The sequence below is a fragment of the Ignavibacteriota bacterium genome (assembly GCA_016716225.1).
Taxonomy (GTDB): Bacteria; Bacteroidota; Ignavibacteria; order Ignavibacteriales; family Melioribacteraceae.
The window spans coordinates 2,600,961-2,623,074 of sequence record JADJWT010000001.1 but is presented as its reverse complement, the minus strand read 5'-3'; the positions used below and the strand labels follow the sequence as shown (position 1 = coordinate 2,623,074).

Sequence of the window (22,114 nt, the reverse complement as noted above, 5' to 3'; positions counted from 1 at the left end):
TTTATCTCAATATTTGCTTGAAACCAATTATCTGATCGTACTCACCTAACTGAGGCGATTTGTAATACAAAAATATGGAATATTTATTATTTGTTTGCCAAAAATTTCCTTCAAATATTCGCCAATTAATATTATCTACAATTTCACCATTAATATTTCCGCTTACAAATTGGTAATCGTAAATTCCTCTTTTTAACTCCAAACTGATTTTATAATTTTTTCCGTCAAAATCTAATTTGTACCATGGAAGAACTTCCCAATTTGTAAATGAACCAACTATAAAAATATCTTCATCAACTGGATTTGTTGGACTAAATTCAAAAGTTGCAACAAGATAATCAGAATATGGATTATTTTTTTGCATCAAACTAAAACTGCCATTTAAATCTTTTTCTCCGAAATCGTAAAACCTTGAATATTCTATTCCATCAAAGTGTGCGCGTGTTTGGGGATGCTGATATTTATTTTGGTCATTTAGATTAATTTGTCTGTATTCATTTCCGGGTTCAAAATCACGTGAGATAAATGTAAAAGATTTTGTTCCATCCCATTCAAATCCCTTATTTTCATGGAATGAACTTTTATCAATTTGTTGTGCATAATTAATTTCATAATTTTTTATAATATTCACGTAATCTATTCTGAAAGGATCAAGTGAATCTGAAATTGTAAATGAAGTTGTTATGTGCATAACTCTGTCTAATTCTGTATTTGAAGAAATCTTTCCATCTCTTTGCCAATTTTGAATATTGATTTTCATTGGTATGAAATTATCAACCACAAAAAATTTACCAAATTCATAAACAATTTCTTTATCGTGTGAATCAGTTATCAAGAAAATCCAATTACTACTAATATTAAATTTAACATCATTATTTGGAAAAGTTTCACTTACATAATAACTAGCACCTTCGGTTGTACTGGGAAGTCTTTCGACATTAACATTGTGCAACGCATTATCGCCTGTTCCTTGAAGAAGCAAATTATCATACGGTTCCCAATTTTTATTACAAGCTTTAAAATGAATTGCAAATGAAGGAATTTCATCAGACTCAACTTCGAAATAAATATTTAGTTTATCCGAGCTTTTAAGTTTTACAACCGGCAATGAATGAAGATTTTCATTAACATAAACTTGCAGACTTTTAATTATTGGCTCCGATGCAAAAGTTAAAATATTAAATGAAACTAATACCAGAATTACATAATTAAATTTATACACAAAAAATAATTTGAGTAAAATGTTTTTTGATTTTATCTGCATTTTAAATTCATAATTGTGTGGATAATTAAGGGTTAAAAATAGCAATTTTTAAGCGCTAAACAATGGATGAGATTATGACCTACTTCAACAAATATAAAAAATGCCGCTATAAAAGCAGCATTTAAATTTGGAGTTATATGAGTAAATTTATTTTTGCGAGAGTTTTATATCACCACCAGAAGTTTTTGCAATTATTTTTTTTCCGCCGTTATTCAACTTTCCAATAAGTTTTGATTTAGTTGCAGAAATTATATCCATTTCTGAATTATTATTTCTAATGCTTCCGCCGGAAGTTTTAAGTTCAACATCAGCATTTATTGAATTTGGAACAACTATGTCAATATCACCGCCGGATGTTGAAAGACTAATATTTTGATCATTCCCGGAATAATCCAAAAAAACATCTCCGCCGGAAGTTTCTGCATTAACTTCACCATGATTAGATTTTACAACAATATCACCACCGGATGTTGCGGCATTTACTAAACCAAGTGCATTACTTATTTGAATATCACCGCCGGATGTTGCTACATCAGAATTTCCATTAAATTTTTCAACATTTATATCACCACCCGATGTTGAAGCATTTAATTTTCCACTTGAGTTTTCGATAAAAATATCTCCGCCAGAAGTTTTCAAATCAAGTTTGCCTTCAATTGTTTTGCTTACAAGATCACCACCGGAAGTTTTCAAATCCAAATTAAATTTTTTTGGAACCATAATTTCATATTTCAAATCAATTTTACTAAACCAACCGAATATTTTTCCGCCTTCTCTTTCCCCAATAATTTCAATACTTTTTTCATCTTGATTAAAACTAAATTCCATTTTTGATTCGGCATTTTTATTCCCGAAAATTTTTATATCAACTTCATTTTTATCCCAAGATTTTATAACAATATCGCCAACATCCGTTTTAACAATTAAATTTTGTCCGGAACTTACTTTAAAATTTTTCTTCTGCAACAAATTAAGTTCTTTTTTATCCATCTGTTTTGCAAATGAAAAACTTAAAAAAGTGAACACAAAAATTGTTATTAAAATTGCGGTTAATTTTTTATTCATGATTTTCCCTCACAAAAAATTTTTTCTAAATATTTAGACTAATCACCTTAAAAAAAGTTGGTATATTTGTAAAAATATTTTTTACTAATAAAAATTTAATATTATGAAATTTCTTATAGTTTTTCTCGGCGCCGGATTTGGCGGAAGTTTGCGTTATTTAATTTCTGATATTGCATCAAAATATTTCCCAATTTATTTCCCTTTTGGAACTCTAATTGTAAACATATTGGGTAGTATTCTACTAGGATTTTTCATATTCGGTTTGGATGATAAAGAACTTCTTTCTAACAGTATTAAACTTCTTTTAACTGTTGGTTTTTGCGGAGGATTTACGACTTTTTCAACATTCTCACTTGAAACAATTAATCTGCTCAAAGATTCTCAATATTTGTTTGCTGCATTAAATATTTTTTTAAATGTTTCAATTACAATTCTTGGAATTTATTTTGTTTATATAATTTCAAAATAGGAGCTAAGTATGAATTATGTAAAAGCTCAATTATTAAGAATATTTATCGGCGAGAATGATAAAATTGGACCAATTCCTGTTTATGAAAAAATTGTTGTTTCTGCAAAAGAAGCAAACCTTTCCGGAGCAACAGTTTACAAGGGAATTATGGGTTTTGGAAAAAATAGTAAAATTCACACAAGCAAGGTTTTGCGGCTTTCCGAAGATTTGCCTTTAGTTATTGAAATTGTTGACTCGGAAGAAAACATTCAAAAATTTCTTCCTACAATTGATGATATTTTGGAGAAATCAAATTCTGGTGGATTAATAACAATAGAACAAGCTAATATTATCAGACATTTTTCATCAAAATGATTTATTAATATTTGTGAGCGAAATATGAAAATCAAAAACATACTAAAATATTTTATAGCGTTTTTCTATTTAACGAATTGTGTGATTTTTTCTCAAGATTCAGTAAAATACAGACATTTTGAAATTGGTGAAATACGAGAAGTAAAATCAAAATTAAATAATGTAGAATATGAATTAATTATAAATTATCCATATTCATATTATGAAGATACAACAAAGTATTATCCAGTAATTTATTTTACTGACGGCTTCTATGATTTTCCACTTCTTGCAAGTATTTATGGCGGACTTTTTTATGATAAAAGAATTCCGGAATTTTTTATTGTCGGATTTTCATATAAAGGAAATGTTGATTATGGAAGTTTGAGAATGAATGATTATTTGCCAACAACATTTTCCGAATCAAATATTGGTGGAGGTGCTGAAGATTTTTTAAAAGTTGTTGAAAATGATTTTATTCCCTATATGGAAAATAATTTTAGAGTATCGAAAGTATGGAAAGCTTTAGGCGGAAGTTCAGCCGGAGGAGCATTTACTTTATTTGCAATGTTCACTAATCCCGATTTATTTAATGCATACATTTCTATTAGTCCAGCACTTGAACTTAGCAATAATTGGATGTTTAATTTTGAAAATGAATTTTACGAAAAAAATAAAGATCTTAATGTTTCTCTTTTTATGACCGGTGCAGAAAAAGAATTGCCGGAAAGACCTAATTTTATTAAGTCAATTATTAAATTTGATGAAGTTCTGAAGAACAGAAATTATGAAAATTTCAGATACAAATTCAGAATGCTCGATGATGCATATCATGCGGGATCAAAACCGGAAGGATTTACAAGAGGTTTCCAATATATTTTTGAACCATTGTTGGAATTGAATAAAAAATAAAAATTCTAAAGTGGCAATTAACAAATGTATTTCTTACAAATTGCTAATTGCCAAAATTCTATTTTAAATTTCTAAAAATTATTACTGCACTAATCAGCGCAAAAAAACCATAAATCAAAAAGTTTGTCAAAAAGCCAAAAAGTAAACTTCCTAATCCAAATAAAAATGAATAAATTAAAATTACTCCAGCAATCCAGTTTACTAACGCTTTACCAAAATTCATTTCACTTTTAACTTCACCAGCTTTTGAAGCAATATTTTTCCAACCAATTCCACCGGGAAATGTTCTTTTATAAAATTCGATTAATTTATTTTCTTCAACCGGTTTTGTAATAAAAGTAACTATTAACCAAACAATTGTTGTTCCAAATACAATCGGGTAAAGTGTAATTGGTGATTCAAGACCAAATCCATATTTTGCAATTGGATAAATAATGAGAGGTGCAATCATTGCAGAAATTTCTGACCAAGCATTAATTCTCCACCAATACCATCGTAAAATCAGAACTGCACCCATTCCTGCGCTCGCGTTAATAATAAATTCCCACGCTCCGGAAATTGTTGAAAGAAAATATTTAGTAACAAGTAATGAAAAAACTGTCATTAAAATTATTCCAAATCTGGAAATTTTTATATAATGTTTTTCATCTCCATCCTTTTTTATGAATCTTCTATAAAAATCATTAATTAAATATGAAGTTCCCCAATTTAATTGAGATGCAATTGTTGACATGTATGCAGCTAAAAATACTGCAATTAACATTCCCAATAATCCGGAAGGTAAATATTTTAACATTAATTTTGGATACAACAATCCGGGATCAACAGTGTTTTCATATTTTTCATAATAATTCTTGAATTCAGAATTATTTGTTAAATTTTGCTCTTCTTCAGATAAACTAATTTTTGTGTGAATTTTTTCAGCACTTTGATAAAAATTTATATTTTCTTTCTTTAATTCTTGAACAGTACTTCTTGGCAATAAAACCAATGCAGCAAGTGCAACAATAATCCAAGGCCAAGGGCGAACTGTATAATGCGCAATTGTAAACCAAAGAGTTGCAAGTACGCTATTTTTTTCATCTTTTGCAGACATCATTCTTTGAGCTATATAACCGCCACCGCCGGGATCAGCACCGGGATACCAACTACTCCACCATTGCAAAACTACATGTGCAAAAAATGCTCCAACCGAAATAGCAAAAACTCCACTCGCAGCTTTTCCAACTCCAATATTTCCTATTGAAGGAAAAAATTCTAATGTTGATTCCGGTAATTTATTTTTAAGATTTTCTAAACTTCCGATCTCTGGTTGTTGAACAATAATTATTGCAAGAACAATACAGCCAACCATTGCAAAAATAAATTGGAAACTATCTGTTCGTGCTGTTCCTAAAAGTCCGGATGCAGTTGAATAAACCGCAATAATTAAAGCTGTAATAACAACAAGTGTAAAGGGATCAAAAGTTGGAATAACAACTGAAAATATTTTTTCCATTGCTTTATTTACCCAGCCCATTACAATCGCATTCATAAATAAGCCGAGATATATTGCTCTAAATCCTCTTAACCATGCAGCAGATTTTCCTGAATATCGCAATTCAACAAACTCAACATCTGTAAGAATATTTGCTCTTCGCCACAATTTTGCAAAGAAAAAAACAGTTAACATTCCACCAATTGCTAAATTCCACCAGAGCCAATTGCCGGCAATGCCATTTTGTGCAACTAATTCTGTTACAGCTAATGGAGTATCGGCGGCAAATGTTGTTGCAACCATTGCAGTTCCAGCAATATACCAAGGCATGTTTCTTCCGGAAAGAAAAAACTCCCCAGTATTGCTTCCAGCTTTTCTTGAGTAATATGCCGCAATACCAAAAATAATAACGAAAAATGCTACAATAACAGAAATGTCTAACCAATTAAGTTCGCCCATATTTTTCTCAGATTTAATATTCTATTTGATTAACTAAATTTTCAATTCCTTTAATAATCATCAATTCAGTCTGCGCAACGGGTTTTTTAAAATTTTCAATCTTAGATAAAATTATTATTCTTTCAATTTCTTCCCCATTTGAAATCGCTGCAATGATTTCCAAACCAATTTGAGAAATATCTTTTAAATTCTCAGACATTGGAATTATCTCATACAGAATTGGAGATTTTTTTGCAACTTCTAAAAATTCTGTATGATTATTTTTCCAAAAATTTAATTGCTGAATTATTTTATTTTTCAATTCTATATTACTTTTTTCAGATAAATAATTTTCAACAAGTTGATTAAAATCCCTTGCAGCTTTTGCATCGGCGGTTGCTGCATCAACCACTCTTGTTAATGGTGATTGCTGAGTTTGTTCACGCAAATAATTTCTCTGATAAATTTTTACCGGTTCAATTACGGATATTAAATTTCGTAAAGATTCAATTTCATTATTATTTGTTAATCTTCTCAACATTCTTTCATAATTTTTTATATGCTTCAAATCATGTTCTTCCAATAAATAACTAATATATTCCAAACGCTTGTACATATTTTCAACATCATTTATATTTTGCGGCGACCAAAATCTTTCTGCAATTGCTGCTGTTCTCGGCCAAATTCTTGAGTCCATTGTTTCTGCAGAAATCATTTCTCCCCACATTGTTGCTTCTCCGCCAAGAATAAATTTTTTCTGACCTTCCGTTAGATTTGCATCTACCGGTATCGGATCATTTAAATAATGAAAATCTGTTGTCTGCATTAAATCAATATAATAATCATTCGAAAGAAAAGTTTGGTATCCTTTTTTTGCAGATTCGACTAATGCCTCTTTCCCCCGCCATGATTGGATAACAATATTATTAGGCATTGATGGATGAAAAATTTCATCCCAACCGACTAATTTTTTTCCATATTTTGTTAAGATTTGTAAAAGACGATTATTAAAATATCCTTGCAAAGCATGATTATCTGGTATATTATTTTCTTTCATGAATTTTTGAATTTCCAAATTTGCATTCCATTGATTTCCATTATTTTCATCGCCACCAATATGAAAATATTCATCAACAAAAAGTTCACTCATTTCTTTTAATAATTTATCAAGGAAATCATAAGTTTCTTCAAGTGAGGGATTTAATGTCGGATCCATTACGCCCCATTTTCTTTCAATTTTATAATCAAGAGGTAAACTTCCGAATTCCGGATAAGCAGTTAAAATTGCTGTTGTATGACTTGGAACATCTATTTCCGGCATGATACGAATTCCAATATCATCTGCATATTTAATAATTTCTTTTATTTGTTCTTGAGTATAAAAATCTCCATCAGAACCAAGCTCTGTTAACTTTGGGAAAGTTTTACTTTCCACTCTAAATCCTTGATCATCAGATAAATGAAGATGTAAAACATTTAATTTTACTGCTGCCATTCCATCCAAATTTCTTTTCACGACTTCAATAGGAATAAAATGCCGGCCAACATCAATCAACAATCCGCGCCAAGGGAATCTTGGTGAATCAATAATTTTACATGCTGGGAAATAGTATCCATTTTCATCAGTAAGCATTAATTGATTTAAAGTTTCAATAGCTCTTATTGCTCCAATATCAGTTAGTGCCGAAATTTTTACATTTTCTTGTGTTATTAAAATTTCATAAGATTCATCTTCATTCAATTTTACCAAACCAATTCGTTGAATATCAACTATTACATTGGGATTTTTACACTCATTTACAAAAGGATTATTGAGAAATATTCCGGTTCGATTTGCCAATCTCATTAAAAATTTATTTGAATATTTTTTCAATCGTTCAGAATTTTGCGATAATTCCAAATTAATATTTTCATCAATCCTAAATTTCCCATCGAGAAGATTTACACTTTTTGGATAAGGCATTAAATTTAAATCTTCAACATTAATCGCATAATATATATTGATAGGAAGAAGCAATATTAAAAATAATCTTATAAATTTTGCCATTCTTTATTCTCTTAAAATGAAGTTCTAATTATTTTTGTTCTTGAAAAAAGGTTTTCCTACTTTAAGTCCATCAACCATTGGCGGATACGCTAACAGTTCATCACCTTTTGCTGAAGACCAAAGAGTAAATAAATGACCTAACATTTTAGGATTTTCCAAGGTTAAACTATAATACATTAGGTTATTCATTGTTTCAACTCTGCGCCAGCTTGTAGGCAAAACTCTAAATCCCTTTTCAATAAACATCGGAATCGATAAATATTCGGTCGCATTTAGATTTTTATAATCAATAAAATCTTCATAATGCCAATCACAAATTATTATATCTTTCGGAATTAAATCTATTGCACCGCTGGTTCCGTTTGCTGAAGATTCCCATTCGCCGTAATTAATTTTGCTTGCATCAATTAATCTATCGCCCCACATAAGCATTTCTAAACCTTTTTCTTTCACAATATAATTATGCAAATCATTTACAGCTTTTGCAAAAAGTTTTGCGGGATCTTTTCCTTTTGTTGATGGCGAAAATTCCGAACCTAAAAGAAATACTTCATCCATACCAACGTGCATTGCCTTTGCATCAAATGCATCAATTATGTCATCCAGCAAAGCAAAAACAATTTCATAAACTTTTGGATTTTCAACATCCCATTCTCTACAGTATAAACCTTTATTATTTGGAAATGCATTTGGAGTTAAATCAAACTCCGGATAAACTTCCAACAATTTATAAGTTTCTTCAGCCCATGATTGATGGCCCACACATTGAAATTGGGGAATTATTTCAATTCCATTTTTTCTGCAAACTTTTGTAAAATTTTTTGCACCTTCCTTTGTAATAACGCTATCGGTTTGTCTTAATTCGGGATGTGATTGAAAATTAAAATTATAATCAATTTCCAAAATAATTTTATTAATTCCCATTGATGCAAGTTTAGGAATATTTTTTGAAAAAGCTTCTAACTGTTTATCACTATTATAATGCAATAGATGAACTGCGCGCCAATCTAATTTTGAGTTTTCGCCAAGTTCATTCCATCTGTTTGGATTTTCATAATTAATTTGATTAATAGTTGAACATGATTGAAATGCCATAAAATAGATTATCGTAAATGTTAAAAATATTTTTTTCATAGAAAGAATAATCCAATTTTTTCAAAAATAATTTTACATAACAACTTCAACAATTACATTTTCACCTTTGGAAAAAATAGGAATAATTCCATCAATTATTTTTCCATTAACTTTTATTGTTTTAACACCTTTTTCTGATCCATTTGGATTTTCAACTTTTATGTTATAAACTGCTCCGCGCCATTCTCTTATCACTTCAAACTCTTTCCAATCAGAAGGAATACACGGATCAACTTTCAATCCTTTATAAGTTGGCTGAATTCCCAAAATATGTTTAGTAGCTGCGGTATAAAACCAAGAAGCAGTTCCGGTAAGCCATGGATGACGGGCTCTTCCATGCGCTGTATGATCTTTTCCCATAATAAATTGGCAATATGAATAAGGTTCGGATTGTCTAATTTCAATAATATCATTTTGATTATATGGAAGAATTGAATCATAATATTTCATTGCACGATTTCCATTACCTAATTTGCATTCTGCAATTACCGCCCATGGATTCGGATGACTGAAAATTGCCGCATTTTCTTTTATACCTTTATAAACTCTTGTAACATATCCAATTTCATCATTTGGCTTCCCATAAGCTGGCCATAACAAATGAAGTCCGTATTTTGAATATAAATATTTATCAACAGCGTTCATCGCTTTATCTGCTCTTTCATCTTTTGCAACACCAGACATAACAGCCCAAGATTGTGCATTTAAAAATACTTTTCCTTCTTCGGTTTCATTTGAACCAATTTTCTTTCCGGATTTTGTAAATCCTCTAATATACCATTCACCATCCCAAAGTTCATTTTCACATGACTGTTTTACTTTTTCAGCCATTTCCAAATATTTTAGTACATCATTATTTTTATCAAGAATTTTTGCTGACTCGATAAAAATATTTATTGCCCAATAATGCATAAATGAAACCATTGAACTTTCACCGCCGCCAAGATTTAGACAATCATTCCAATCAGCACGCAGGCCTTGACAAATTCCATTATTGCCGACATACTTTGCAGAGAAATCTAAAATTTTTGTGAGATGTTCATAAACCGTTCCTTCACCTCCGTTTGCATAACGAACTATGTTATCAAAAAAATCCAATTCACCATTTTCTACAATCCATTCGCTTATTGAAGCAACTAACCAAATTGCATCATCAGAACAAACATCTTCCATTCCATGTACAATATCTTCTGGATTTTTTGTCGGAACGACAGTTGGAAGTTTTACTCCAGGCAATTTATTTTCTTTTGGTTTGAAAACATCCGGATCAAAAAGATGAAGTCCATATCCGTAACTAGTATGACCTTGAAGCAGTTCAATAATTCTTTGTTTTGTTTTTTCGGGATTTGTATGCACAACGCCCATAATATCTTGTGAAGTATCGCGATATCCCAAACCAACTCTTCCTCCGGTTTCTACAAACGATGCAAATCTCGACCAAATTACACAAACTTCAGCTTGGTAAAGTGTCCAAATATTTATCATTGTATTCAAACCTTCATTTGGAGTTTTACATATAAATTTTGATGTTTTTGTATCCCAATATTTTTTCAATCTATCAAATTCGTTATCAACATTTTTTAAATCAGAATATTTGGTTTTTATTTCTCTTCCCTTTTCTTCGCGTGAACCAACTCCAAGCATATAAATTAGTCTTGTTTCTTCTCCGCTTTGTAATTCTAATTTTTTATGCAAAGATCCGCAATGATTTCCTCCCAGTTCAGTACTGTTTGAACATTTTCCATTTTCAACTGCAAATGGATTTGATTCCGATCTATAACTACCGATAAATGAATCTCTTACACAATCATAACTATCCGGATTAAAATTTGATGCAAAGAAATGAAAAGTCCATGGTTCATAGAAAAAATCATACTCGATAATTTCGTCTTTATAATTTGAACCGCTGGCGTACAAACTCATTTGAAAATTTTGATTATCAATTTCAACATGATGGAATGAAAATTCCACATAAGAAAAAACGCTAAGTTTTCTCGATCTTCCTGAATTGTTTTTAATTTTAATGTCCCATAATTCAACATCATCATCCAAAGGGATGAATAAAATTTGTTCCGCATTTATATCATTAAATTCACATTGAAATTTGGAGTAAGACATTCCATGGCGACAAGTATATTTAGCTTTTGTAAAATCTTTGCCAACCGGCTGCCAAGAGATTGACCAATATTCTCCGGTCTCATCATCACGTATATATACATAATGTCCAGGGCGATCAAGCGGGACTCCATTTGGGCGAAATCTTGTAACTCTATGATGCTCTGTTGATTTGTAAAAAGAATATCCTCCGGCATTGTGTGAAATTACCGTACAAAGATCTTTAACCCCTAAATAATTTGTCCATGAAACCGGAACGTCCGGTCTATCAATAACATATTCTCTGTTCTTATTATCAAAATAACCGTATTTCATTTTATCCCTTTATTTATTAAAAATTATTCTTCAACTTCTCTAAATGGAACAAGCCATGCTACTAAAAAAGAAGGAATTGTAGCAATCATCGTCCAAACAAAAAAATATTTATATCCAAGATAATCACTAATAAATCCGCTTATCATAGATGGAAGCATAAAACCTAAATTCATAATTGCTGTTGCAAATGCATAATGTGCCATTTTATATGGTCCAGGAGCAATTTGTTGCATCATAAAAAGTATGACAGCAACAAATCCAAAACCATAACCGAACCATTCAATTGTTATTGCACCACAAACAATTGCAAAATTTTCAGGAACTGTAAAAGCTAAGTAAGTATAAACGATATTTGGAATGTTAAAAAATGCAGCTAAAATTAATATTGAATTTGCTAATTTTCTTTTCGCAACAAAGTAACCTCCGGCAATTGAACCAAGAACAAATGCAGTAGCTCCAAAAATACCATATGCAATTCCAATATCCGAAGTAAGTAAACCAAGCCCGCCATTCTCTCTTGCTGCACGCATAAATAGAGGAACAATTTTAGTCAATTGTCCTTCCGACATTCTGAACAAAATAATAAAAGCAATCCCCCAATAAATATATTTTTTTGCAAAAAAAGATTTAACAACTTCACTAAATGTTTTAAATGCTTCTTTTGTTGAACTAACAGCAGTCGAGGTTCCTCCGGTAGGTAACATTTTGAGATGATAAAATCCCATAATAATTAGTATTGAGCCAATAATTCCCATAACTACCATCCAAGCTTCAACAATACCTAAAACAATTTCAAGTTTTCCTGCAATATAAACTAATGCACCTTGAGATAATATTTTTGCAACATTATAAAATGCACCTTGCCATCCAACATATTTAGCTTGTTCTTTATTATCTAAAGAATTTACATAAACTCCATCTGCAGCAATATCATGGGTTGCAGAATTAAAGGCAATTATTACAAATAGTGCAAGTGAATATTTTAAGAATCCATCTAAAGGAAGAGAAAGTGCCAATAAGCCAAAAGTAATTCCTCCAATAAATTGAGTTGCAACAACAAAATATTTTTTTGTTTTGAACATTTCTATAAATGGACCCCATAAAGGTTTAAGTGTCCATGGCCACATAATTAAAGTTGTAAAAAAAGCAATATCGGAATCGCTTAATCCCAAACTTTTATACATTAAAACCGATACAACAGAAGTTGCAACAAAGGGTAAACCTTCAGAGAAATATAATGTAGGAACCCAAAAGGCTGGATTGATTTTTTTTTGATTTTGAGTCATTATTTTTACCGAGTAAATGGTATGAAAAACTTTTGAAAATTATACTAAAAAACATTGTAAACCAACAATTAATAATTTAAAAGCCGAAATTAAATTTCAGCTCTAAAAGTAATAAGTATTTTTACAATTCTTTTAGCTCATTCACTAGCTTATTGATGGCTTCTTTTGCACTTCCGAAAAACATTAATGTGTTTGGATAGAAAAATAATTCATTTTGAATCCCTGCATAACCAGCATTCATTGATCTTTTATTTACAATTACTGTTTTTGCGTAATCAACATTTAAAATTGGCATTCCAAATATTGGAGAATTTTTATCATTACGTGCTGCTGGATTAACTACGTCGTTTGCCCCAACAATAAAGGCAATATCTACGTTGGGGAAATCATCATTAATGTCTTCCAATGCAAAAAGTTTATCGTAAGAAACTTGTGCTTCAGCTAAAAGAACATTCATATGACCGGGCATTCTTCCTGCTACTGGATGTATTGCAAATCTTACATTTATTCCTTTTTTCTCCAGAATGTTGGTTAAATCTCTAACAGCATGCTGAGCTTGAGCTACCGCCATTCCATAACCCGGAACAATAACAACATTTTGCACAGAATCTAACATCATAGCTAATTCCTCAGCATCAATAGATTTTGCTTCTCCTTGCGAACCACTCGAAGATGCACCACCACTTCCCGCATCTGCCCAACCGCCAAGTACAACATTCATTAATGAACGATTCATTCCTTTACACATAATTATTGTTAATATTATTCCTGATGCTCCAACTAAAGCTCCTGCAATAATTAACATATTATTTTTAAGCACAAATCCTGTCATTGAAGCTGCTAATCCAGAATATGAATTTAATAATGAAATGGCTACCGGCATATCTGCGCCTCCGATTGGTAACACTAAAAGCACACCCAAAACTAATGAGATAGTTCCAATTAGTATTAACAACGAATTTCCAGAATATGGTTCCATTACAACTAATACTCCAGCTACAACAACTGCAAGAAATAACAAAACATTTATTTGATTTTGAAGCGGATATTTAACAACCTTTCCAGTAATAATTTCTTGAAGTTTTCCAAAAGCAACAAATGAACCAGTAAATGTAACTCCTCCAATTAAAATAGATAAAGCAATTGTACTTCCGGTTGCAATATCAATATTCTCAGAATTTCTTATTAGATGATAAAATTCTGCATATCCAACTAATAGTGATGCCCCGCCGCCAAATCCGTTTAGTAATCCAACCATTTGGGGCATTCCAGTCATTGGAACTTTGTATGCCATTAAAGTTCCAGTTAAGGAACCAACTACAATTCCAATTAATATATATTCAAAAGTTAAAACTCTTTGATCAAAAAGTGTTATTACTATTGCGAGAAACATTCCTAATGAAGATATAAAATTTCCTTGCCTTGCTGTTTTTGGTGAGCCAAGTTGTTTAATGCCAAAAATAAAAAGGATTGATGCAACTAAATAAATTATATATGTCAAAACTTCCATAACTCCCTCACTTTTTCTTAAACATTTTTAACATTCTATCGGTAACTAAATAACCTCCGACAACATTTATTGTTGCAAAAATCAACGCTATCACTCCAAGAATTGTACTTAAACCAAATTCATTGTGACCGGCACTAAGAAGTGCCCCAACAATTGTAATTCCGGAAATAGCATTAGATCCGGACATTAGCGGAGTATGCAAAGTTGGTGGAACTTTTGTTATTAACTCAAAACCAACAAAAATTGCAAGAACAAAAACATATATCAGCATTAAAAGTTCATGAATCTGCATTTTAATTTCCTAAATATTATTTAATAGATTTTTGGTTCTTTCTTGAATTACTTCTTTGTTATATGTTATTAGCGCACCTTTAACAATTTCATCATCAAGATTTAGTTCAATTTTTCCGTCTTTAGAAATATGTTCTAAAAGTGCTAAAAGATTTTTACTATAAACTTCACTTGAATTTGTTGGCACCAAACTTGGAAGATTAGGTTCACCAATAATTGTGACGCCATATTTTTTTACGATTTTTCCTTTTTCGCTGATTTCACAATTACCTCCAAATTCTACAGCCATATCTAATATTACAGAACCGTGTCGCATTCCTTTAACCATTTCTTCAGTTACCAAAATTGGAGATTTTTTTCCAGGAACCAATGCAGTAGTAATTACAATATCTGCATTTGTAACATGTTTGAAAATCAATGCTTTTTGTTTCTTCAAAAATTCTTCCGAAGCTTCTTTTGCATAACCTCCGGAATCTTGCATGTTTTCATCAGTCTCTACTTCAATAAACCTACCACCCAATGATTGGACTTCTTCCTTTACAGAAGGACGAATATCCGAAACCTCAACAATTGCACCTAACCTTTTTGCGGTTCCTAAAGCTTGAAGTCCGGCAACGCCAGCTCCCATTATTACTACTTTCGCTGGTTGAATTGTTCCGGCAGCAGTCATCATTAGTGGAAATATTTTTCCAAGTTCATTTGCTGCCATTAATACAGATTTATATCCAGCAATATTTGCTTGCGAACTTAGAGCATCCATTTTTTGCGCAAGAGTTGTTCTCGGAATTGCATCCATGGAAATTACATTTATTCCATTTTCAGCGCACTGTTTAGCAAGCTCAGGAAAATGTAAAGGATAAAGCAAAGTAATTAAAAATGTACCTTCTTTAATTAAATCTAATTCATTTTTTCCGTCTGAAAATTCAACTGGTCTTTGTACTTTTAAAATAATATCTGAATCGTAAAGTTCATCAAGAGAATTTACAATTTTAGCTCCGGCACTTTCATATTGGTTATTTGTAAATCCTGCTTTTAAACCGGCATCAGATTCAACTTTAATAGAAAAACCTTTTTTAATTAATTTTGAAACAACATCCGGAACTAATGAAACTCTATTTTCACCAGGTAAGATTTCTTTAGGAATTGCGATTACCACTTGGATACTCCTTATTTTGTAAATAAGTCATTAAACACAGCTAAAAGATAATGCATACTTTGTTAAATTCAAAAATCTTTGTCAATTTCAAACATTTTGCCATAAATTGCTCGATAATTATTAACAGATTCTATGGAAAAATAAAAAAATATTGTTAATTTTAGATGATAATATCTTTTTATAACCTAAAGTAATTTTACAAACAATTTAGGAATTTAAATGGCAAAAATTTTATTTAAAGAAAAACTTTCTGAAAATGTTTTCAAAATGAAACTTGAAGCTAAGTTAATTGCCGAGGAAAGAAAAGCAGGACAATTTATTATTTTACAAATTGATGAAGATTTGGGAGAAAGAATTCCTCTTACAATTGCTGATGCAAATAAAGAAGATGGTTCAATAACAATCATTTTTCAAGTTGTTGGATTAACAACCGATGAATTATCAAAATTAAATGTTGGTGATGATATTCCGGTTTTGGTTGGACCATTAGGAACACCCACTCACATAAAAAAACATGGAACGGTTGTTTGCGTTGGCGGAGGAATTGGAGTTGCACCTCTTCATCCAATTGCTGAAGCTCTGAAAGCCGCTGGAAACAAGGTTATAATAATAATTGGCGCAAGAAATAAAGCGCTAATTATTATGGAAGATGAAATGAAAAAAATTGCCGATGAATTAATAATTTGTACTGATGACGGAAGCTATGGAAGAAAATCTTTAGTTACACAGCCATTAAAAGAAATTTGCGAAAGAGATGAAAAACCGGATTTTGTTATTGCAATTGGACCTCCAATTATGATGAAATTTTGTTCGGAAACAACCAGACCTTTTGGAGTATACACTGAAGTTTCTTTAAATACAATTATGGTTGATGGAACCGGAATGTGCGGCGGTTGCCGAGTAAATGTAGGTGGTGAAGTTAAATTTGTGTGTGTTGATGGACCAGAATTTGATGGACATAAAGTGGATTTTGAAAATATGATGGCAAGATTAAATTCGTACAAAGAAATTGAGCATGAAAAACATTCATGTTATTTAGATTCAATGATTCAAGAAAAAAGTTTATAAATTGGAGTTTTAAAAATGAGTTACAATTCACCTGATATCTTAAGTGCAAATGCAAAAAAAATTCTTAACGATTATATTCATAATATAGATCATCTAAAAGCAAAAGATAGATTAAAAATACCACAGCAAGAAATGCCGGCTCAAGATCCAATTATAAGAGGGAAAAATTTAGAAGAAGTTGCTATCGGCTATACGATGGAAGAAGCACGAGTGGAAGCATTAAGATGTCTCGAATGCGTTAAGCAAACTTGCATTGATGGATGCCCGGTGAAAATTGATATTCCAAGATTTATAAAACACATTGCATTCGGAGAATTTCAGCAATCTATTGATGTAATTAAAGAAGCAAGTTTACTTCCGGCAATTTGTGGAAGAGTTTGTCCACAAGAATCTCAATGCCAAGAAAATTGTAAGGTTGGAATTGCAATGAAAGATGTTGATAAATCAGTTGCAATTGGAAGATTAGAAAGATTTGTTGCCGATTGGGAAAGAGAACAAGGAAATGTCAAAATTCCTTACGTAAAACCAGAAACTGGAAAAAAAGTTGCTATAGTTGGCAGCGGTCCAGCTGGGCTTGTTGTTGCCGCGGATGTTAGAAGAGAAGGTCACAATGTAACAATATTTGAAGCTTTCCATAAATTAGGTGGAGTTATGCGTTATGGAATTCCGGAATTTCGTTTACCAAATAGCATTGTTGATGAAGAAATTGAAACTCTATTAAAAATGGGAGTGAAAATTCAAAAAAACTATGTTGTTGGAAGAACAAGAAAATTGACTGATCTAATTGATAAAGATGGGTTTGATGCAGTATTTGTAGGCACCGGAGCCGGATTACCTTTATTTATGGGAATTGAAGGTGAAAATTTAGTGGGAGTTTTTTCTGCTAATGAATATTTAACAAGAGCAAATTTAATGCGTGCATTTGATAAAAAAGAAGCTGATACTCCAATTTATCCTTCAAAAGTTGTTGCTGTTCTTGGTGGTGGTAATGTTGCAATGGATGCAGCAAGAATGGTTTTAAGATTAGGAGCTGAAAAAGTATATGTGATTTACAGAAGAACTGAAGTTGAAATGCCAGCAAGAAAAGAAGAAGTTTTGCATGCTAAAGAAGAAGGAATTGAATTTCACTTTTTACAAAATGCAAAGAAAATTTTAGGTGATGAAAAAGGTAAAGTTAAAGGAATGGAATGTCTGCGTTATGAATTAGGCGAACCGGATAGTTCAGGCAGAAGAAAACCGATTGTAATTAATGGAAGTGAATTTATTATTGATGTTGATACAGTAATAGTGGCAATAGGAAATGGAAGTAATCCGTTAATTCATCAAACAACTCCAGAATTGCAAACAAATAAATGGGGAAATATTATTGTTGATGAAAATCAAAAATCTTCTATGGATAAAGTATTTGCAGGCGGCGATATTGTTTTAGGAGCAGCAACAGTTATTCTCGCAATGGGTGAAGGCAGAAAAGCAGCTGCCGCAATTAATGAAATGCTTGCTAAAGAATTACAAAACTAATTTATTTTTTGCTGTGTATTAATATTTTCAATAAAAAGCGAAAAAATAAATTTTGATTTCAATGCTGATTGATTTATAAAATTTTCTAACAAAATAGTTTTTTTAGTAAATCTAAAAATTTGATTTCTTATTTGCGTTTTAGTTATACGATCTTTTGTTTTGGATTCATAAAACATAATAGTTGAAATAAGTTGAATAACCTTAACAAAACTTTCCAATCTTTCTTTACTGAAATATTTAACATTTTCATATTCATTAACATCAATAAATGTCTGGAAAAATTCATTTTTAAAAAATTCATTCAATAATTTTTCATCAAAATTTATTAAATAATTCAGCAGTTTTTTCCCACTTCTAATTTTCATAAATTCATCAAAATCAAAATTTGTTTTTTGAAAATTATTTTTCAAAATTAAAAAGTTAAGAAGTATTGAATATCTTGTTGATTCAAATTCATTATCAAAATATTCTTTTAAAATATTCTGAATTGTTTTAGTAAGTTTTAAATTTTCTGGAAATGATTTAGAGATTTCATTATTTAGAATTATACTTTTTGTACATTCAATAATTTCTGAAATCACCAATAAAACAAAATTATTTTTATATTTTTCAGAGAATAATTCATTTACTTTAACGTCATTTTTGCTTGATTTTATTTTCTTAAATTGACCGATTTCAATCAATTCAAATATTGATTTGAGCTTTTGTGAAAAACTGAATTCAAGCAAATCAAAATTTATATCAACATTAAAATAATTTCTTAACTGATAGATGAAATGCGAAAATTTCTGATTTAATATTTTTATAGTTTCTTCATTATTTGAGTTAATATTTGTTGTTTCAGAAGTTGATTTTAATAATTTTCTAAATTCATTATTTGATAAAATATTTTGAAAAGCATTTTGAATTGGAATAAGCTTTTTGTCTTCGAGATTTTCTTTAACTCCTAAAATTGGTTTACCAAAATTTTCTTTATAGAATTTATAAACAGTTCCCGATTGATCATACAATTCTTCAAAACTTAAAAATATTCTGTATTCAAATCCATTTAATAAAAGAAACATTCCATTTTGATGAATATCTTTTCCACAAAATAAATATTCATTTTGATGTGTAAAATCTTTAAAAATATAGAAATGAAAATCGCTGTTTTTAATATTAAAATTTTCTGCAAAATTAATATTTGTTAAATATTTATGTGAGTTTGAAGTTTTGAGTTTTTGCCGAGAAAAATTTATATACCCGGAAGTCAATTCAAATTTATTATTATAGATCACTAATGCTTTTTCATTTTTGTGTGAATTACTAAACGCAAAAACATTTTCGTTTACTTTTTTCTGATCCAAAAAATCATAGAACCAAAAATTGTCAATTTCTGCAAATAAATATCTTTTACCTAAAACGGGAAAAATTTCTTTGGCATGTCTTTCAACAAGCCAGTCTTTTGGATTTTCATTATAATATGCCCGTTGATATTCCATGCCGTATTTTTCGGTATATCCTTCAATTTGTCCATGAGCAAGCATTGGCAAGCCCGGTAAAGTACACATCAATAATAAAACGCCGAAATATTTATTATCTGTTCCAAATTGATTTATTGCGGTTTCTTCATCCGGATTACTCATAAAATTTACATATCTTTTTAATATTTCCGGTTCAAACTCCAAAGTGTTTGTTATTAATTCACGATATTTTGCATTTTCTTCTTTCATCATCATATGCATAAAAGCGCTGTTGTATACTCTGTGCATACCTAAAGTTCTAACAAAATAACCTTCCATAAGCCAAAAAGCTTCTGCTAACAAAAGTGTTTCAGGCATTTCATCATTTATTCTATCAACAACTTCTCTCCAAAATTCTTTGGGAAAAAGTTCATCAAATTCTTCTCGAGTTAAAGCAAAATCTGCGCGAGATGGAATATCTCCTCCTTTTCCGGGTTCCGGATACCACAAGCGTGAAAAGTGTTTTTTTGCCAAAGTCATTGCTGCATCAAATCGTATAACAGAAAATTTTCTTGCAACATCAAATATTTTTTGAATAACCGCTTCCCTTACTTCTGCTTTAAGCATATTTAATTGAGCAGTATCATTCCACGGCATATTTGTTCCATCATTTCCATGGTAGATATATTTTACATCTCCGGTTTTCAAATTTTTTCTTTCAAATACAACTGCAGCATCTTTCATTTGCCAATATTGATCTTCAATTCTGATTTCTATTTCCGGATTTTCAGATAAATCTGTTCCGGTAAAACTATAATTCGGAAACGGCGGATAATCTAATTGAATAAAATATTCCGGATGTTCTAAAACCCAACGGGAATAAATACCGGTATGATTTGGAACCATATCACTTGCTAATCTTATTCCAACAGATTTTGCATTTTGATTAAATACTTTATATGCTTCTTCACCGCCAATGTCATGAGCAATTACATAATCATAAAGTGAATAAGCTGAAGCAACTGCATCAATATTTCCCATCATATGTTTTATTTTTTTAGAAGCAAGACTTCTTTCCCAAACTCCAATTAACCAAAGCGAATTAATATTCCATTTTTTTAAAAGTGCTAATTCTTCAATAGGAATTTTATCTAAAGTTTTAATTTCTCTTTGGTATTTTTTCGAAAGCTGATCAAGCCAAACGTAAATATTTTTAGCAATCAAAACTAATTTGGGCATCCAGTTTGTATCTGGAGTAAACTGTTCAAATTCCTCATAATCTTTTGTTGATTCTTCGGCAAATTTAAATTTTGATTTTCCTAAAACAAAACTTTCGGCACTTATAGATTTTCCTTTGTACTGCGGAACAATTGTAGGAGCTCCACCAACACCGCCACCAACAAAGTCACCAAACTGCTGCTCAAATTTTAAACTTTCAATAAAGAGATCTTTACCGCTTTCAATTTTTCTCATCAGTTCAACATCAATAGAAATTCCCCATTCACTTTTAATAAATTCCAATTGATCCCAAATACTACCGGAATGTTTTTGAAATGGCATTTTTAAAAACGAAAACAAATCAATATTTTTTTTACCGATTTTGAATTCATCTTTCTTGAAAAAATTTTCCAATCTTAAAATTGCTGATTTGTAATTTACTTTTTCAGTAATATATTCTTCACTAAACAATTCCTTTATTTTATTGAATGCTGGATTTAAGTTTGAAATGTGTAATAAAATCAATTCTTTAATTAATATTTCTTTGTTATGAATGTTTCCGGAATACTGATTTAAATATTCCTTTGGTGTTAATTCTTTTTTATACACTTTTTGAGGTGGAAATACATCTATAAAATTTAGAAGTAAATTTTCAAAAGATTTTTCTCCTAAATTTTCATTTATATTTTTAACTGCATTGGGAAAAGCATTTGGATAATTTTCCTTAAAATATTTTCTTATTGCAAAATGAAATATTTCGTCAATCAATCCGGCTGCATTAACTTCTCCGGGAGAGAGGTGATCATAAATATTTCTTTTTGAATTTATCTTTTGAGTAAAAACTCTAACTTGATTAAAATTTGCAAAAACAACATTCCCGGTAATAGAAAAAAATAAATCATCTAATTCATACTTTTCTCGCAAGTGTTTAGCAACGTGAAATTCGAAAGTAACAAGGTTAAAACAAGAAGAGTTTTTCATGCAATTACCTAATATTGAAAGGATTTTTTCTTTGGTAAAAGATACAAATATTTACAAACTTTTCTACAGTTTTAA

The 22,114-nt window shown here is 30.5% G+C and carries 16 protein-coding genes; 5 read left to right on the top strand and 11 right to left on the bottom strand.

Translation table 11 applies throughout. From position 1 onward, the window contains the following. Nucleotide 1: 1 nt before the first annotated feature. Together IPM32_11610 and IPM32_11605 are read right to left on the bottom strand one after the other, a co-directional pair. Nucleotides 2-1,264 (bottom strand): DUF5103 domain-containing protein, encoded by a 1,263-nt coding sequence (locus IPM32_11610; protein MBK8945901.1) that lies wholly within the window; start codon nucleotides 1,262-1,264, stop codon nucleotides 2-4. Between the two features lie 147 nt (nucleotides 1,265-1,411). Beyond that, on the bottom strand, nucleotides 1,412-2,329 hold the full coding sequence (locus tag IPM32_11605) for a DUF4097 family beta strand repeat protein (GenBank protein MBK8945900.1): 918 nt from the start codon (nucleotides 2,327-2,329) through the stop codon (nucleotides 1,412-1,414). A gap of 100 nt (nucleotides 2,330-2,429) precedes the next feature. Between IPM32_11605 and crcB the strand changes: the two genes are divergently transcribed. From crcB to IPM32_11590, 3 genes are read left to right on the top strand one after another with little or no spacing between them, the layout of a single operon-like run. Next, entirely contained in the window at nucleotides 2,430-2,798 is a 369-nt protein-coding gene (gene crcB, locus IPM32_11600) for a fluoride efflux transporter CrcB (protein MBK8945899.1), read from the top strand. A 9-nt stretch (nucleotides 2,799-2,807) separates the two neighbouring features. Next, complete coding sequence (locus IPM32_11595) at nucleotides 2,808-3,152, top strand: DUF190 domain-containing protein (protein MBK8945898.1); 345 nt, start codon at nucleotides 2,808-2,810, stop codon at nucleotides 3,150-3,152. 24 nt (nucleotides 3,153-3,176) lie between these two features. Beyond that, on the top strand, nucleotides 3,177-4,043 hold the full coding sequence (locus tag IPM32_11590) for an alpha/beta hydrolase (protein MBK8945897.1): 867 nt from the start codon (nucleotides 3,177-3,179) through the stop codon (nucleotides 4,041-4,043). 58 nt (nucleotides 4,044-4,101) lie between these two features. On the opposite strand, the gene IPM32_11585 is transcribed toward IPM32_11590, so the two are convergent. From IPM32_11585 to IPM32_11550, 8 genes are all read right to left on the bottom strand, one after another. Then, nucleotides 4,102-5,979: a Na+:solute symporter gene (locus IPM32_11585; GenBank protein ID MBK8945896.1), complete on the bottom strand. Its 1,878-nt coding sequence runs from the start codon at nucleotides 5,977-5,979 to the stop codon at nucleotides 4,102-4,104. A 13-nt stretch (nucleotides 5,980-5,992) separates the two neighbouring features. Continuing rightward, a complete protein-coding gene (locus tag IPM32_11580) occupies nucleotides 5,993-8,005 on the bottom strand; it encodes a family 20 glycosylhydrolase (GenBank protein ID MBK8945895.1) in 2,013 nt (670 codons plus the stop codon). Nucleotides 8,006-8,029: 24 nt separating this feature from the next. Beyond that, nucleotides 8,030-9,139, bottom strand: coding sequence for a family 20 glycosylhydrolase (locus IPM32_11575; GenBank protein MBK8945894.1), 1,110 nt, complete (start codon nucleotides 9,137-9,139; stop codon nucleotides 8,030-8,032). A 33-nt stretch (nucleotides 9,140-9,172) separates the two neighbouring features. Further along, the gene (locus tag IPM32_11570) at nucleotides 9,173-11,569 is read right to left on the bottom strand and encodes a N,N'-diacetylchitobiose phosphorylase (protein MBK8945893.1); all 2,397 of its coding nucleotides are present in this window, start codon (nucleotides 11,567-11,569) and stop codon (nucleotides 9,173-9,175) included. A gap of 23 nt (nucleotides 11,570-11,592) precedes the next feature. Beyond that, complete coding sequence (locus tag IPM32_11565) at nucleotides 11,593-12,855, bottom strand: MFS transporter (protein MBK8945892.1); 1,263 nt, start codon at nucleotides 12,853-12,855, stop codon at nucleotides 11,593-11,595. A 121-nt stretch (nucleotides 12,856-12,976) separates the two neighbouring features. Further along, nucleotides 12,977-14,365: an NAD(P)(+) transhydrogenase (Re/Si-specific) subunit beta gene (locus IPM32_11560; protein ID MBK8945891.1), complete on the bottom strand. Its 1,389-nt coding sequence runs from the start codon at nucleotides 14,363-14,365 to the stop codon at nucleotides 12,977-12,979. 7 nt (nucleotides 14,366-14,372) lie between these two features. Further along, nucleotides 14,373-14,657, bottom strand: coding sequence for an NAD(P) transhydrogenase subunit alpha (locus IPM32_11555; GenBank protein MBK8945890.1), 285 nt, complete (start codon nucleotides 14,655-14,657; stop codon nucleotides 14,373-14,375). A 9-nt stretch (nucleotides 14,658-14,666) separates the two neighbouring features. Then, a complete protein-coding gene (locus tag IPM32_11550; protein ID MBK8945889.1) occupies nucleotides 14,667-15,812 on the bottom strand; it encodes a Re/Si-specific NAD(P)(+) transhydrogenase subunit alpha in 1,146 nt (381 codons plus the stop codon). 219 nt (nucleotides 15,813-16,031) lie between these two features. On the opposite strand from IPM32_11550, the gene IPM32_11545 reads away from it, so the two are divergent. Both IPM32_11545 and gltA read left to right on the top strand, forming a co-directional pair. Then, entirely contained in the window at nucleotides 16,032-16,880 is an 849-nt protein-coding gene (locus tag IPM32_11545; GenBank protein MBK8945888.1) for a sulfide/dihydroorotate dehydrogenase-like FAD/NAD-binding protein, read from the top strand. A 15-nt stretch (nucleotides 16,881-16,895) separates the two neighbouring features. After that, on the top strand, nucleotides 16,896-18,398 hold the full coding sequence (gltA, locus tag IPM32_11540; GenBank protein MBK8945887.1) for an NADPH-dependent glutamate synthase: 1,503 nt from the start codon (nucleotides 16,896-16,898) through the stop codon (nucleotides 18,396-18,398). Here the strand turns inward: gltA and IPM32_11535 are convergent. Continuing rightward, the gene (locus tag IPM32_11535) at nucleotides 18,395-22,039 is read right to left on the bottom strand and encodes an alpha-amylase (protein ID MBK8945886.1); all 3,645 of its coding nucleotides are present in this window, start codon (nucleotides 22,037-22,039) and stop codon (nucleotides 18,395-18,397) included. The genes gltA and IPM32_11535 overlap by 4 nt on opposite strands. Nucleotides 22,040-22,114 lie beyond the last annotated feature (75 nt).